Consider the following 14,443-nt stretch of genomic DNA (forward strand, 5'->3'; position numbering starts at 1 on the left):
TTAACAGAACTTTTCCGAATTTTTGCCTGCTTTTAAGATTTTATCATGCACAGCTGCAACCTGAAGTTTGGTTTGCTCTAATTTAGTGTTATCAATAGTAAAATCAGCCAGTTTGGATTTCCGGGCATCGCTCCATTGATTTTTCATTCTGGCCTCGATTTCGGTAAGATTACTATCGTCGCGTTTGAGTAATCGCTGTATCCTTTGCTTTTTAGGAGCTGTAACCAGGATATTTAGATCACATTTTTTATTACTCCCTGTCTCGAATAAAATGGCCGCTTCATAAATGATGTAAGCTGAAGTTTGCTCAGCTCTCCAGATCTTAAAATCGGCTTCGACAGCGGGATGGATAATGGAATTAAGTTGTTCCAGTAATTGCTTGTTTTGAAACACCTTGGAGGCAATAAATTTTCTATCCGGAGCGCCATTTTTATAGGCTTCTTCCCCCAATAACTCCTGAACCTTTTCACGTATTACCGGCGATTCATTCATTAAACGTTTGCCAGCATCATCGGCAATATAGACAGCGATACCAAGATCTTTAAAAAAACCGGCTACTGTGGTTTTACCACTTCCAATTCCTCCGGTAAGTCCAATAATCATCATCGCTTAATCACAAATTGAATTCGCCTTTCGTTAAGTCTTATATTATTTACGAAAGCAGGTTTTTCTGTTATTTGGGCGAGCATGTAATCGTCCCCTCCTTTTACACTTTTATAATCGCACACAACTCTAAAATCTGAAGCATCAACATTTTCGAATTCTTTCAGATTTACCTGATAATAAACAATGACCGACTTTGGAAAATAAGCCAGGTTTAGATCGTCTGGTACATTGATAACTTCTACCGCAAGCTCAACACTCCCTTCCGTAAACTTTTCTACTTTCTGAAAGTAATTTACACTGTTCTCATAAAAGCTCAGCCGGCCCAGGCCTGTGGTATCCAGCTTTACTTTCCCGTCGAGATTACTATTGACTTTTTCCAGTTTAAGCGCTACGGTAGACACGCTGGTAATGGTATCTATTAATTTTTCAGGCCCGCTTACTTTTACTGAATCCGGTTTTAATCTTACTGGATCTTCCGCCGAATATCCTACGGCATATGTAATGTCAATTTTCGGGATGACTTTCAGCATCTTTTCCTTTTTATATTGATAAGGCACTACGATCTCTTCCTGAATTATTCTGGATTTTTCAAAATCCAGCTTTAACTGCGCTTCAATATCGGTAAGGTTATTCTGAATGGTATAAACCAGGCGATTTTCTTTTTCTGAAGCTTTAGACAGATCTATATCCAGTTCCGGATTGAAAATCCTGTAATAATAAATATTGAATCCGTTGTCCTGAAGTTGAAGATCTACATGGCCCGGCCTGTCTTCTGAAATACTTTTATCCAGCGGTGCATTTAAATAATTTACCGGGATCTCGATTAGCTGGGTATATGTTTTCGAAAACTGAACCAGAACCCAGACGATAGCAGAAAATACCAGGAAAAAACTGAACGTCTTTACACTTGATTTCTTGAACCTTCGTCTTTTTAAAGTTGTCATAATTATTTAAAGAATAATTGAGGAAAAGTTTTCTCAGGATCCCGTTTTAAAATTGCCACATTAAAAGTAGAAATTAAAAACCCATATCCATAACCCGTAAATTGAACAATTACTGCTCTTATCGCGAGTATTCCAATATAAATACTTTTATTTTTTAACGCAGCATCTATTCCAATTATTAAGAAATAAATTAAATATCCTAAAATAAAAACAGGGAATTTAAACAATGCAGTAATTACTGAAAATATCATACCCACCATAAACACTAATGGAAACCAGTAGGTGATCTTTGCAGATCCCGGATGCCATTGATTTAAAATAGGCCGTACCATTCCAAATTTTTTAACCTGAATATAAAATTTTCCCCAATCTATCCGCCGCTTATGAAAGACTTTGGCATTGGGAATAAGACAGATTTTATAGCCGGCTTTTTTGAGGCGTAAGCTAAGATCCGGATCCTCGCCGGGATGGATGCGACCAAAACCTTTACTTGTTTCGAATGCTTCCCGACTAATTCCCATATTAAAACTTCTTGGCTGAAACTCATTCACAGCCTTCTTTCCCCCGCGTATACCACCTGTAGTGAATAAGGAGGTCATACTATAATCAATGGCTTTTTGAACTTTAGTAAAAGATTCATGAGCAGCATCGGGTCCCCCAAAACAATCGCAATTATTCTGCTGTAAATACGAATGGACCTCCTCCAGATAATTGGAAGGTAGAATAACATCAGAATCCAGGATTAAGAAATAATCTGCATGAGCTTTACTCATGCCGTAGTTTCGGCTATCACCGGGACCGCTGTTATTTTTGAAATAATAACTTATGTCAAGAGAATCATTGAATTGAGAGATAACTTCTTTGGAAGAAATAGTTGAACCATCTTCTACAATAACAACTTCAAAAGGTATGGAATTTGACATTTGCTGCATGCTGGCAAGTAACTCCCGAATCTCTTCAGGCCTGTTATATACCGGAATCACAAAAGAATATTGCGGTTTCATGCAGTAACTATTAAATAAAAATGCCGGAATCTGAAGTAAAATATTCAGTTTCCGGCAGTTCTATTTCAGTTTAATTTATTCTGAATCTTTAGTAAATGTTTCCATTACCTCCTGGCTAACTCCCGTATTTGAGAATCCACCATCGTGAAAAAGATTTTGCAGAGTTACTTTTCTGGTAAGATCAGAGAATAGTGTAAGAGTATAATCTGCACATTCAGCTGCAGTAGCATTACCAAGCGGAGACATTTTCTCAGCAAAAGCGATAAATCCGTCAAAACCTTTAACTCCCTGTCCGGCCGTAGTTGGAGTTGGAGATTGAGAAATAGTATTCACTCTAACTTTTTTATCTTTTCCGAAGAAGTATCCGAAACTTCTAGCAATAGATTCCAAGTAGGCTTTATTATCGGCCATATCATTATAATCTGGGAAAACTCTTTGTGCAGCCATATAGCTAAGTGCAACAATACTTCCCCACTCGTTCATGGCATCCTTTTTATAAAGAACCTGCATGGTCTTGTGAAAAGAAACTGCAGATACATCCCAACCTTTAGTTGTGAAATCGTAATTCATATCTGTATAATGGTTCCCTTTACGAACATTAACAGACATTCCAATAGAGTGTAATACGAAGTCGATTTTCCCTCCAAGAATTTCCATAGCCTTCTCTACAAGGTTTTCAAGATCTTCAACTTTGGTAGCATCGGCAGGAATGATCTCAGATCCTGTTTTTTCAGCAAGATTTTTGATACTTCCCATTCGCATTGCGATAGGTGCATTTGTTAGAACAAATGTTCCTCCTTCTTCGTGTACTCTTTCAGCTGTTTTCCAGGCAATTGAATTTTCATCCAATGCTCCAAAAATGATCCCTTTTTTACCTTTTAGCAGGTTATATGACATGTGATTAATTTTTTGTGGTTGTTAAGCTTGTAAATATAGCAAAGTTGACGGAAATGAATCAGCAATTTTCAATTAGTAGTTCGCAGGAATTTTGAGCTTAAGATAATGAGACTGCCGCAGTCGCACAGCTCCTTCGTCGTGACGGTTGTTTTTTGGGTTTCGTACATTTAAACTTTGAACTAACTTCGCACCGTCATTGCGAGCGAAGTGCAACGGAGCGAAGCAATCTCATGTTATGTTGGCTTTCATAAGGTGAGACTGCTTCAGTCGGCAAGCCTCCTTCGCAGTGACGTAGAAAACCATCCTTGCGAGCGGAGTGAAACGAAGCGAAGCAATATCACTGCCTAACATGAGACTGCCACAGTCGGCAAGCCTCCTTCGCAGTGACGGTTGTTTTCGGGGTTTGTACATTTAATCCTTGAACTAACTTCGCACCGTCATTGCGAGCGGAGAGCAACGGAGCGAAGCAATCTCACCATATGAAGTACTGCTTAACATGAGACTGCCGCAGTCGGCAAGCCTCCTTCGCAGTGACGGTTGTTTTTGGGGTTCGTACATTTAAACCTTGAACTAACTTCGCACCGTCATTGCGAGCTGAGAGCAACGGAGCGAAGCAATCTCATGCCGTTTTGACTTTCAGAACGTGAGACTGCCGCAGTCGGCAAGCCTCCTTCGCAGTGACGTAGTAAACCGTCATTACGAGCGAAGTGAAACGGAGAGCAGAGACATAGCAAACCGTCATTGCGAGCGAAGTGAAACAGAGCGAAGCAATCTCACCATTAAAAGTACTTCCTAATTTAGCAAAGCTCTGGCATGAGCTCTGGCGGAATCACTTTTAATATTTCCTCCTAACATCAAGGCCAATTCATCAATCCGGTCATTTTCTTCCAGTTTAACGATCTTGGTTTGAGTAGCTGTTTCGTTATCTTCTTTAAATATCTTGAAATGGGATGCACCTTTCCCGGCAATTTGAGGTAAGTGCGTGATGGCGATCACCTGCATGTTATTCCCCATTTTTTGAAGAATCTCACCCATTTTTTGAGCAATATCACCGGATACTCCGGTATCTATCTCATCAAAAATAATGGTAGGTAAATTGCTTTGTGCAGCCAGTATACTTTTAACAGCCAGCATGATACGTGAAAGTTCCCCGCCAGATGCTGCCTTTTTTATTTCCTTAAAACTTCCTCCTTTATTCGCAGCCAGATACCATTCCAGTTTATCCCTACCGTTGGTCAGAAAATCTTCACCCTGCACGAGCTCGATATTCAACCTTGCATTTGGCATGCCCAGATCTTTAAGGATATGTTCTGTTTGCTCGATAAATGCAGGAATGATCTTTTTACGGTTAGCATGAAGTTTATCTGCTGTTTTGGTAATTACTGCCTTTTGATCTTCAATGGCTTTCTGAATTTCAGTTAAAGCCGATTCAGCATTTTCGGTAACCGAAACTTTCTCCTGAAGCTCACTGATAATTTGCAATAGTTCCTCAACATTTTCGGCATTATGCTTTTTCTGAAGATTATAAAGGATCTGTAATTTTTGATTTACCATCTCCAATTCTTCAGGATTAGCTTCCACTCTATCAAGAGCGTCGGTCATTTCAGCTTCCAGGTCATCAAGTTCGATGATCACACTCTGTACCCTTTCCAGGAATCCTTCGTAAGTTGACGAAAATTGGGCTATTTTTGTAAGATTCGCACGAATAGCCTTTAAACTATCCAAACTTCCAATTTCCTCCTGCTGCAAATAACCAATCGCTGAACTCAGATTCTCTGTAAGCTCCTCTACATTATTCAATTCTTCATATCGCTCCTCCAGCTCTTCCAGCATTCCTGCCTTTAAATTAGCCTCTTCAAGCTCATTTAATAAGAATAAATTATAATCATATTCCTTAGCTGCCTGAGATTGAGCTTCTCTCAATTCTTCGAACTTCTTCTGAAAGGTCTTTAATTGCTTTAATTGATCTTTATACTGAAGAATTACCGATTCATTTTTCGCAATAGTATCAATTACATTAAACTGATATTCGGCATTTCCCAGGCTTAAAGTTTCGTGCTGACTATGGATATCCAGAAGGTAATTACCAAGTTTTTGAAGAGAGGTAATTTTTACCGGAGTATCATTTATAAATGCCCGTGATTTTCCTGAAGGAAGGATTTCCCTCCTTATGATGCTATTAGCTTCATAATCCAGATCCTCTTTGGTGAAGAACTTTTCCAATTTATAATTAGAAATGGTAAAACTACCTTCTATTATACACTTTTTTTGGGTATCTCTTATCGAACCAAAATCGGCTCGATCACCTAATAATAATCCCAATGCTCCAAGCATGATGGATTTCCCTGCGCCGGTTTCACCAGTAATAATTGTAAAACCAGACTGAAGATTGATATTAATATCTTCAATTAACGCGTAATTCTTAATAGAAAGAGATGTAAGCAAATCGGTAAAAATTTGTGCTAAATATACGGGAGAAAAAAATTGAAATCAACCTAAAAGTCTACCTAATATTTCTCCAGTTACGGGCGTACCGTGGAGCAATATTATTTAGAGTTTTCATAAGCTCATCGCTGTTATCATATGCCGGCCCTCCGGAATAGATTGAAGTGATTTCATCTGCTTTGGAATCCAGAAATGTTCTTAGCAGTAATGAATTATTCCGCCGGTCGTTCATCACCTCAAGCTTTTTTAAGGATTGAGCGATCATATCTTTCCCGGCAATAACATCTTCATGCATTACATCCAGGCCAAGACGGTGATAATCGTATAAAGCAGTACGATATTCGGCATAGGTATTTGCCAAAAGATCTGCATTAAGTCTGAATCTGGAACGCTGACCATCGGCTGCCTGCCAGCCTCTGGAACTCCCCTGCTGTGCAGTGGTCACAATTCTATTTGCCTCTTCAAAATATGCGGTTCCACCTTCAGGAGCAAAAGTATCTGCATCCAGACCAAGAATGGTATAAACATAAAATGAAATTACCGAAACCAGGTTATTACTATAAGAGTTCGAACTGTAGTTTAAAGGCTGATATTCCCTGTAGTTGAAACTAAATTGTTCATCATTAAAATTAAAAACCGGAGTGATCAAAGATGTGCCATACACGGGACGGGATGACTGCACCTGTATGGTTCCATTAAAGCTTTCACCTTCAAAGCTGTTAATGGTAATGAACATACTACAATTAATACGTTCGTGATTCTGGAACTTGCGATCTGTCCAGGTAGTCTGATTTACGAATTCGTTTAAGGATCGCTCCAGGGTTTTAAAGACCGAGAGGTTACTTTGCCCTGTTTGTTCAGCATTTACAATAATCTCACAATTCAATTGCTGCGAAAAACCAAGGTGAGACGCGGCAACTAATAATATGAAACAAAGTAATTTATGCATTTAATAATTCTATAATTTCCTTTATAATATCTGCGGCAACTTCTTTCTTAGACTTAAGTTGAAAATCTAATTTCCTATGAGGGTAAATGATGCTTATTTTATTGGTATCTCCTTTAAAACCTGCACCCTTATCCTGAAGTGAATTTAAAACAATAAAATCAAGATTTTTCTTTTTAAGCTTTTTTCTTGCGTTTTCAACCTCATTATTGGTTTCTAAAGCAAAACCTATTAGCTTTTGAGTGGTTTTTATTTCACCCAAACTCAACAAAATATCTTCAGTTTTGGTTAATTCAAGACTAAGAGATTCATCGTTTTTCTTGATCTTTTGATCTGCTACGAATTTTGGCTTATAATCGGCAACAGCCGCGGCTGCAATAAAGGCATCTGTCTTTTCAAAACGCTCATGCGCTGCTTCATACATCTCTCTGGTACTTGTAACTTTTACCAACTCAATTCTTTTATCATCAAGTTGCAAATGAGTAGGTCCAGAGATCAGGCTTACCTGTGCACCACAATCGGCTGCACGAATCGCCAGTTCATAGCCCATTTTCCCACTGGAATGATTTCCTATAAAACGTACGGGATCTATGGCTTCGTATGTAGGCCCTGCAGTAATTGTGATCTTTTTTCCTTTTAACGGAAGGTCTTTCACCAGAAACTCTTCGACAAACTCCAGGATATCTTCAGGTTCAGCCATTCGGCCTTCACCATGAAGTCCGCTGGCAAGTTCGCCGGAACCGGCAGGAATCATAATATTGCCGTATCCCTGAAGAATCTCAAAACTTTTAGTAGTAGATGGATGTTTATACATATCCAGATCCATAGCCGGCGCAAAGAATACCGGACATTTGGCAGAAAGATATGTGGCCAGTAAAAAATTATCGCTGTTCCCGCTGGACATCTTGGAAAGTGTACCGGCTGTAGCGGGGGCTATAAGCATGAAATCGGCCCAGAGGCCGAGTTCAACATGATTATTCCATTTTTCGTTCTCATCCTCTTCATTGGTAAACGAAGAAAAGACTTCATTTTTAGAAAGGGTGGAAAGCGTAAGCGGAGTGATAAATTCTTTGGCAGCAGGAGTCATTACAACTTTAACCTCTGCACCTGCTTTAACGAACAAACGAACCAAACCGGCAGTTTTATACGCGGCGATGCCACCTGTAATGCCTAATAAGATCTTTTTGCCGTTAAGTACAGACATACCTGCTATTCCCGATGATTCTATTCTTCGGTTTCTTTGGTGTTACGCCAGTAGATCTTGTCATCCAGCCATTCCTGTACTGCAAGAGCCTGTGGCTTAGCAAGTCTTTCGTAGAATTTAGAAACTTCTATCTGCTCTTTATTCTCAAAGATCTCATCTAAAGAATCATTGTAAGTAGCGAATTCATCAAGCTTCTCCAATAATTCTTTTTTAATCTCTCCATTGATCTGGCCTGCTCTTTTAGCAATTATTGAAATCGCCTCATAAATATTCCCGGTTGGTGCATCAACTTCATTCTTGTTGATAGTTGTAGTGTTAACCGGTGCATCAATTTTCTTAAAATCCATCATTCCTAAATTAAAAATTCTGTAACTTTTTTTCTATCTCATTAAGTGAAGCTTCCATTTGCGGAAGGTACTCCCCCTGAGGATAATATTTTTTATATGAAACGGAATACTCTTTGGCTGATTTAAGCCTTTCTTCCATTAAAACCTGAAAACTATTTATAGCCAGCTTATAAGCCGAATCAAATCTGTAATAATAAGCTGCCTCACGGAAAGGTGACCCGGGATAATCGGCTAGAAAATTATTAAACGAGGCTATTGCTGCTTTATAAAATTCGGTATGATGATATTGCTTGGCAATCTCATATGCTTTCTTTTCAAGTTTGATTCTAAGATCTGTTGCCATATCGTTGGCAGTAGAAACAAACTCACCTTCAGGATAAGTATTCAAATACACCTGTAATTCTTCAATAGCTTTACGGGTATCGGTTTGATCCAGATTAAATTTGGGAGACCTGTGATAAAAACTTGAAGCTATTTTATAACGTGCTTCTTCTGCTTTTTGACTATTGGGATATAACTGCAGGAATCTTTCAAATTGAAATGGCGCATTAAAGTAATCGCCTAATTCATAATAAGTATCCCCCAACATAAAAACCAGTCTTTCACCTTGTGGCTTACCGCGAAATTCAGGTTCAATCTTTTCAAGCAAAGTAAGAGCTTTTCTAAGCTTCTTTTTATTGTCTTCCTGTTCTCCTTCTTTATATAACTTCTCTGCAGCCGCATATTTTGGCGCAGTTTCTTCACTTTTAAGCAGCTTCTGGTATTCACTACAAGATACCGTGACCATTAATAAGCCTAAAATGAGAATTCCTTTTTTCATGGTACGTAAAAACATCTGGCAAAAATACATTTTTTGTAACTATAAAAAAAACTTTCCTTGCGTGCACAAATCCCCTGATCCTAAAGGATTTTCCAGACAAGGAAAGTTATTATGTGTTTATTTAAAACGGAAAAAATACCTAGAAATTATCTACAAAGTCTTCGATCTTTTTCTTTAATCCATCTGTGGCTTCAACCAGAGGTAACCTTAGCACATTGCTAACGATCCCTTTTTTGGCAAGTAAGGCTTTGATCCCTCCCGGATTTCCTTCGGCAAAAATAAGGTCTATACTTGGCGCGATCTTATAATGAAGTTTATAAGCTTCGGCCACTTCTCCTTTAAGTCCTAATCTCACCATATCTGAAAATTCCCGCGGAAATCCCTGTCCAATAACTGAAATAACACCTTTTCCTCCCGCAAGGGTCATAGGTAGAGTGATCATGTCATCCCCTGAAATAACCAGAAAATCATCCGGCACCAAAGCAATCATTTTCATTGCCTGCACTATATCTCCCGCTGCTTCTTTAACCCCGATCACGTTCTTACACTCCTGGGCGATTCGGTTTACGGTTTCCGGAAGTATATTGCTGGCAGTTCTCCCCGGCACATTATAAATAATTACCGGCAAAGGGGAAGCATTAGACACCTCTTTGAAATGCCTGAAAATCCCTTCCTGCGTTGGTTTGTTATAAAATGGAGAAACAGAAAGGATCGCATCAAAACCTTCAAGATTTGCAGATTTTAATTCTTCTACCACCCCTGCGGTATTATTACCACCAATCCCTAAAACCAATGGAAGTTTTCCCGCATTAGTTTCTATGACTGCTTTCTTAATCTCCTCTTTTTCGTCCTGAGTCAAGGTGGCACTTTCTGCTGTTGTACCCAAAACTACGAGATATTCAATCCCATTTTCTATCTGATCTTCTACCAGTTTTTTTAAAGCCGGGATGTCTACAGATAAGTCCTTCTTAAAAGGGGTGATCAACGCTACTCCGGTTCCAATAAAGGCTTCCATTAATTATTATTTTTTAAGATTTTAAAGTATTTTATTATTTCCTGCTCAAAAACATGAGGAGTCTCACACCTGATCTCGATATCAAAAATTCCAAAAACATCCGGTGTTTTGCCAATTTTAAACTGTGCATTTGTCTTTGCAGTAAGAAGTGGTCCTAATAATGATTCTCCGTTAAAATAGGTGATTACAAATTGATAAGGCTTCTCCAATAACCGCTCCAACATTTCACTTTTCACCTTCCCTGTTAAACCTATATCTTTTGAAGACACACTGTGAACATCTACATGTTGCAGCAACCCTGAAGCGTCATTACAACACACAACATCTATTTGGTCCCGGTTTAAAGGGAGCTTTTCATAAAGCCGGGTAAGGCCTGTAAGATTTTCAATATCATCATCTTCAATTATGACCAGAATAGCTTCAGAAGCAATTCCCGAAAATAATTTGCGGTGACTCACTTCTTTTTTTATAATTCGGTTGTGAAGAATCCTTTTGATATGAGCTTCAAACATTTTAAAATTCAGCTAAGCAAATGTAATTAAAATCTCTAATCCTCTGTCTAAGCTCTTAGCCAGAATTTGAAATGATGCCCGTTTTTATACAGGTTTTCCAAAAATGTTCAAATAATGAATTTAAAGAAGATTGATCAATCTCAATTTCTTTTCTTCGGTTATAAAGAATTGAAAAGAAAGTAAAATAGCTCCAAATTGCAGGAATGAATTAAGGAGAAGTACACTGGTATCCGGCAAATAGAAAAATGCCATATCGCGCAGGATATTAGAAACTACTAAAGCTATAACCAGACTTATAAAATAAACCGATTTTCGGGAATAGGAATTGAGATAATATACTAACGCAACCAGGGCCAACACGAACAGATTAAGGTAGTAGATAGAATAAACTGCATATTCCATTATACTAGCTATATAAGTTTCCAACTCCTGAATGTGCCCAAAAGCATAGTAAACATTCACCGCTATAATTATAAAAAAGAAAGCCAGCATAAACTTATTTGCATTCTCCCTCCGGGTATATTTTAAAGCTTCCCGAATAAGGAAAATATAAGAAAACATACTCACCAGGATCGCAGCCAGCCTTAAATAAGAATGTTGTTCGTAGATAAACAGCAAAGTCCCTATCCCGCTCAAACCTATGAAGCCAACAATATTTATGTTGTTTAAATCAAGTTTCCCCCAAAAGCCAGCTAATAATGGAATATAAATTCCAAAGCTGGATAAAGTGACCAGTAAAGGTAAATTATAGGTAACTGCATACAGATTTACCAGTAAAAGAGGAATGCTCAGTAAAACTAAAATTCGGCTATAATTCATATTCTATCGATCGGGGATATAAATATAGAAAAGTTTGACAATAATGGTTAAACTTATATTAAATTCCTTTGTTAAACTTAAATATTTTATCAAAAACACATTTAAAGAAGGAAATTTCTTATTTAATTAAAAATGTAATTTTCGGGAAAGCCCTTCAGAAAATGGAAAAAACTTAATCAAGCTTTTCTGATTATATTTGTTTTTCAACACCACTTCATGAAAAAACTCTTTATTGTCCTACTACTTTCACTTTGTTTGAATTCATGCAAAAATGTTTCTCAGCATTTATCAGAAGTTTCGGGCGAAAGAATTTCCATAGATGGTTCTATTGAAGCCGATAAAGAAATTCTCGAATTCATAGAACCCTATAAAAATCATTTGAATTCAACTTTAGATTCAGCCTTGGCCTATAATCCCCGGGCTTTGACAAAAAATGATGGTGACCTTAATTCGTCTTTAGGCAACCTAATGGCAGATGCCTTAATGCTACAGGTAAACCCAATATTCAAAAAACAAACCGGAGAGGAGATTGATATGGTACTATTAAACCATGGAGGAATAAGGGCCGAATTACCTGCCGGCAATGTAACCACCAGAATGGTTTATCAAATTATGCCTTTTGAAAACATGGTGGTGATAGCAGAACTTTCAGGATCAAAAATGAAAGAAATGCTTCAATACCTCAGCCGGGCGAAAACAGCCCATCCCGTTAATGGAATCGAGATCGAAGCCAATTCCAAATATATAATTCAAAGCGCCCGTATAAATGGTGAAGAGATCAGGAAGGATAAAACATATTTTGTGGCAACTTCAGATTATCTTCTAACCGGCGGAGACAACATGAAGTTTTTTGAAAATCCGGTAAGCGTTCATAATACGGGGTATAAAATAAGGAATGTTCTGGTAGATTATTTTAAGGCTCAGGATACAATTAAAAGCGTGGTGGATAACCGGTATTTCAGAAATTAAAAAATGAAAAGAAAAGAATTTATAAAAGGCACCGCAGCTACAACAGCTTTACTTAGTCTTGGAGGGATTACTTCTCTGGCCTTTAAACCGGAAAACAGAAAAAAGATTACCATACTTCATACAAATGATGTACATAGTCATATTGAAGCCTTTAAACCAGACGCGGGTAGAAATGCTAATTTAGGCGGAATTGCCAGAAGAGCTACGATAATTGAAAATATAAGGAGAGAGAACCCCAATACGCTACTGCTGGATGCAGGTGATATATTTCAGGGGACTCCATATTTTAATTTCTATGGTGGCGAACTGGAATTTAAATTGATGAGCATGTTAAAATATGATGCCGCAACTATAGGGAATCATGATTTTGACAATGGAATAGAAGGTTTATATGCCCAACTTCCTCATGCGCAATTTCCATTTATAAGCTCCAATTATGATTTTAGCAATACCATCATGGATGGAAAGACCAAAGACTATAAAACCTTTGAAAAGGACGGTATAAAAATTGGCGTATTTGGACTGGGGATTGAATTAGATGGCCTGGTTGGCAAAAAACTTTATAAAGAGACTCAATATTTAGACCCTATTGAGATCGCTACAGACATGAGCCAAAAGCTTAAGCATGAGAAAAATTGCGACCTTGTAATCTGTCTTTCTCATCTTGGTTTTAAATATAATGGAAAGCAGATCTCTGATGTAAAACTGGCCCAGGCCACACAGGATATTGACCTTATAATTGGAGGTCATACCCATACCTTCCTTGAAAAACCTGCTATTATCACCAATAAGGCAGGCGAAAAAGTACTGATAAATCAGGTTGGTTGTTACGGACTATATCTTGGGAAACTGGATTTCTATTTTGAAAATAAAAAGAAGACAGGAGCTGAAGGGGTAAAAATATCTGTGAAATAATTATTTCACAGGAAAATCAAAATAGGTATCCGGAAAGGGCTCGGCATCAAAAGTATAATGCCACCATTCCTGGCGATAGGATCTAAAGCCGTGCTTTTTCATAATTCTGCGCAACAATTCTCTGTGTTGAGTTTGTTCAGCTTCAATTTTCGAAGTTCCGTGATTGGAAACGTCGCCAAAAAAATCATATGGACTTCCCATATCTACTTCCTTACAGTCTTTTACTTTTACCAAAGTTAGATCCACGGTACTGCCCCGGGAGTGACCAGATCTGGATGCGATATAACCCAGAGGAAAAAGCTCACTTTTTGCCAGGTCTGGATAATATTTATGTTTCGCAAGGGTATCTTTCTCATCCTTTGACCAGGCAACAAAATCATTCACTGCCCGTTGAGGCCTGTATGCATCGAAAATCTTAAGCATGAAATCATGCTCCTTGATCAATTCCTGCTGAACCCCTTTCAAAGCTTTTGCTGCTTTCTCACTTAAAACTGCCCGCCCGTTTTCATAACCTTCCACAGGTCTCCCCATAAAGTTATTGCTCCCGGTATACCTCAAATCAACAATAATATCAGGAATCACCTCATCTATATAAACGAAACCTTCAGGAAGCTTTTGCGAATAGGACATAGAGAAAATTAACATTAATAAAACTGAACAAAGAGTTTTCATGGTTTACTTCAATCTAGTTCTCCAGCATGTTAAGAAAGTCGTCTTCACTTATAATATTGGTCCCCAGCTTTTCTGCTTTAGCCAGTTTACTTGGGCCCATATTCTCTCCGGCGACCAGATAATTTGTTTTTGAAGAAATAGAACCGGAAACCTTTCCACCATTGTCTTCGATAAGTTTCTTAAGTTCGTTTCGGGATATTTTATTGAACACTCCCGAGATCACGAAAGTATTTCCACTTAATTTATCGGTTTGACCGGCAAGTTTTTCCGCTGAAATTTCCAGCTGAACTCCATAAGTTCTCAACCTTTCAACCGTATTGCGATTTTG

General features: G+C 38.1%; 16 protein-coding genes. 2 read left to right on the forward strand and 14 right to left on the reverse strand.

Going from position 1 to position 14,443, the window contains the following annotated elements; genetic code table 11:
- From coaE to ACNKXV_RS11775, 12 genes are all read right to left on the reverse strand, one after another.
- Window positions 1–606, reverse strand: a complete 606-nt coding sequence (gene coaE / locus ACNKXV_RS11720) for a dephospho-CoA kinase (RefSeq protein ID WP_417907921.1) — start codon at window positions 604–606, stop codon at window positions 1–3.
- Complete coding sequence (locus ACNKXV_RS11725) at window positions 603–1,550, reverse strand: YbbR-like domain-containing protein (RefSeq protein WP_417907922.1); 948 nt, start codon at window positions 1,548–1,550, stop codon at window positions 603–605. The genes coaE and ACNKXV_RS11725 overlap by 4 nt, the downstream gene beginning before the upstream one ends.
- A 2-nt stretch (window positions 1,551–1,552) precedes the next feature.
- Window positions 1,553–2,554 (reverse strand): glycosyltransferase family 2 protein, encoded by a 1,002-nt coding sequence (locus ACNKXV_RS11730; RefSeq protein ID WP_417907923.1) that lies wholly within the window; start codon window positions 2,552–2,554, stop codon window positions 1,553–1,555.
- A 75-nt stretch (window positions 2,555–2,629) separates the two neighbouring features.
- Entirely contained in the window at window positions 2,630–3,451 is an 822-nt protein-coding gene (locus ACNKXV_RS11735) for an enoyl-ACP reductase FabI (RefSeq protein WP_417907924.1), read from the reverse strand.
- A gap of 792 nt (window positions 3,452–4,243) precedes the next feature.
- Window positions 4,244–5,896 carry a DNA repair protein RecN gene (gene recN, locus ACNKXV_RS11740; protein ID WP_417907925.1) on the reverse strand — a complete coding sequence of 551 codons (1,653 nt, stop codon included), beginning with the start codon at window positions 5,894–5,896 and terminating at the stop codon, window positions 4,244–4,246.
- Between the two features lie 58 nt (window positions 5,897–5,954).
- On the reverse strand, window positions 5,955–6,845 hold the full coding sequence (gene porD / locus ACNKXV_RS11745; RefSeq protein ID WP_417907926.1) for a type IX secretion system protein PorD: 891 nt from the start codon (window positions 6,843–6,845) through the stop codon (window positions 5,955–5,957).
- The gene (gene coaBC, locus ACNKXV_RS11750; protein ID WP_417907927.1) at window positions 6,838–8,046 is read right to left on the reverse strand and encodes a bifunctional phosphopantothenoylcysteine decarboxylase/phosphopantothenate--cysteine ligase CoaBC; all 1,209 of its coding nucleotides are present in this window, start codon (window positions 8,044–8,046) and stop codon (window positions 6,838–6,840) included. The genes porD and coaBC overlap by 8 nt, the downstream gene beginning before the upstream one ends.
- Window positions 8,047–8,066: 20 nt before the next feature.
- On the reverse strand, window positions 8,067–8,393 hold the full coding sequence (locus ACNKXV_RS11755) for a DNA-directed RNA polymerase subunit omega (protein WP_417907969.1): 327 nt from the start codon (window positions 8,391–8,393) through the stop codon (window positions 8,067–8,069).
- A gap of 10 nt (window positions 8,394–8,403) precedes the next feature.
- A complete protein-coding gene (locus tag ACNKXV_RS11760; RefSeq protein ID WP_417907928.1) occupies window positions 8,404–9,228 on the reverse strand; it encodes an outer membrane protein assembly factor BamD in 825 nt (274 codons plus the stop codon).
- Between the two features lie 124 nt (window positions 9,229–9,352).
- Window positions 9,353–10,228, reverse strand: a complete 876-nt coding sequence (gene dapA / locus ACNKXV_RS11765) for a 4-hydroxy-tetrahydrodipicolinate synthase (protein ID WP_417907929.1) — start codon at window positions 10,226–10,228, stop codon at window positions 9,353–9,355.
- Window positions 10,228–10,740 carry a DUF6913 domain-containing protein gene (locus tag ACNKXV_RS11770; protein WP_417907930.1) on the reverse strand — a complete coding sequence of 171 codons (513 nt, stop codon included), beginning with the start codon at window positions 10,738–10,740 and terminating at the stop codon, window positions 10,228–10,230. Before ACNKXV_RS11770 ends, dapA begins: the two co-directional genes overlap by 1 nt.
- Before the next feature lie 120 nt (window positions 10,741–10,860).
- On the reverse strand, window positions 10,861–11,559 hold the full coding sequence (locus tag ACNKXV_RS11775) for a hypothetical protein (RefSeq protein WP_417907931.1): 699 nt from the start codon (window positions 11,557–11,559) through the stop codon (window positions 10,861–10,863).
- 216 nt (window positions 11,560–11,775) lie between these two features.
- On the opposite strand from ACNKXV_RS11775, the gene ACNKXV_RS11780 reads away from it, so the two are divergent.
- Window positions 11,776–12,528 (forward strand): 5'-nucleotidase C-terminal domain-containing protein, encoded by a 753-nt coding sequence (locus ACNKXV_RS11780; RefSeq protein WP_417907932.1) that lies wholly within the window; start codon window positions 11,776–11,778, stop codon window positions 12,526–12,528.
- Between the two features lie 3 nt (window positions 12,529–12,531).
- Window positions 12,532–13,443 (forward strand): bifunctional metallophosphatase/5'-nucleotidase, encoded by a 912-nt coding sequence (locus ACNKXV_RS11785; protein ID WP_417907933.1) that lies wholly within the window; start codon window positions 12,532–12,534, stop codon window positions 13,441–13,443.
- On the opposite strand, the gene ACNKXV_RS11790 is transcribed toward ACNKXV_RS11785, so the two are convergent.
- Window positions 13,444–14,073 carry a M15 family metallopeptidase gene (locus ACNKXV_RS11790; RefSeq protein WP_417907934.1) on the reverse strand — a complete coding sequence of 210 codons (630 nt, stop codon included), beginning with the start codon at window positions 14,071–14,073 and terminating at the stop codon, window positions 13,444–13,446.
- A gap of 55 nt (window positions 14,074–14,128) precedes the next feature.
- Window positions 14,129–14,443, reverse strand: a 315-nt coding sequence (locus ACNKXV_RS11795) for a BRCT domain-containing protein (RefSeq protein ID WP_417907935.1), incomplete at its 5' end; no start/stop codon positions are given.

This window comes from Christiangramia aquimixticola (assembly GCF_048285835.1).
In the GTDB taxonomy this organism is placed as follows: domain Bacteria; phylum Bacteroidota; class Bacteroidia; order Flavobacteriales; family Flavobacteriaceae; genus Christiangramia; species Christiangramia aquimixticola.

Excerpts from the sequence above, each read along its gene's own strand:
- coaBC (WP_417907927.1), bottom strand. The coding sequence starts at position 8,046 with ATGTCTGTACTTAACGGCAAAAAGATCTTATTAGGCATTACAGGTGGC.
- ACNKXV_RS11780 (WP_417907932.1), top strand. The coding sequence starts at position 11,776 with ATGAAAAAACTCTTTATTGTCCTACTACTTTCACTTTGTTTGAATTCA.
- dapA (WP_417907929.1), bottom strand. The coding sequence starts at position 10,228 with ATGGAAGCCTTTATTGGAACCGGAGTAGCGTTGATCACCCCTTTTAAG.
- porD (WP_417907926.1), bottom strand. The coding sequence starts at position 6,845 with ATGCATAAATTACTTTGTTTCATATTATTAGTTGCCGCGTCTCACCTT.
- ACNKXV_RS11760 (WP_417907928.1), bottom strand. The coding sequence starts at position 9,228 with ATGTTTTTACGTACCATGAAAAAAGGAATTCTCATTTTAGGCTTATTA.
- ACNKXV_RS11785 (WP_417907933.1), top strand. The coding sequence starts at position 12,532 with ATGAAAAGAAAAGAATTTATAAAAGGCACCGCAGCTACAACAGCTTTA.
- ACNKXV_RS11755 (WP_417907969.1), bottom strand. The coding sequence starts at position 8,393 with ATGGATTTTAAGAAAATTGATGCACCGGTTAACACTACAACTATCAAC.
- coaE (WP_417907921.1), bottom strand. The coding sequence starts at position 606 with ATGATGATTATTGGACTTACCGGAGGAATTGGAAGTGGTAAAACCACA.
- ACNKXV_RS11790 (WP_417907934.1), bottom strand. The coding sequence starts at position 14,073 with ATGTCCTATTCGCAAAAGCTTCCTGAAGGTTTCGTTTATATAGATGAG.
- ACNKXV_RS11735 (WP_417907924.1), bottom strand. The coding sequence starts at position 3,451 with ATGTCATATAACCTGCTAAAAGGTAAAAAAGGGATCATTTTTGGAGCA.
- ACNKXV_RS11730 (WP_417907923.1), bottom strand. The coding sequence starts at position 2,554 with ATGAAACCGCAATATTCTTTTGTGATTCCGGTATATAACAGGCCTGAA.
- ACNKXV_RS11725 (WP_417907922.1), bottom strand. The coding sequence starts at position 1,550 with ATGACAACTTTAAAAAGACGAAGGTTCAAGAAATCAAGTGTAAAGACG.
- ACNKXV_RS11770 (WP_417907930.1), bottom strand. The coding sequence starts at position 10,740 with ATGTTTGAAGCTCATATCAAAAGGATTCTTCACAACCGAATTATAAAA.
- ACNKXV_RS11775 (WP_417907931.1), bottom strand. The coding sequence starts at position 11,559 with ATGAATTATAGCCGAATTTTAGTTTTACTGAGCATTCCTCTTTTACTG.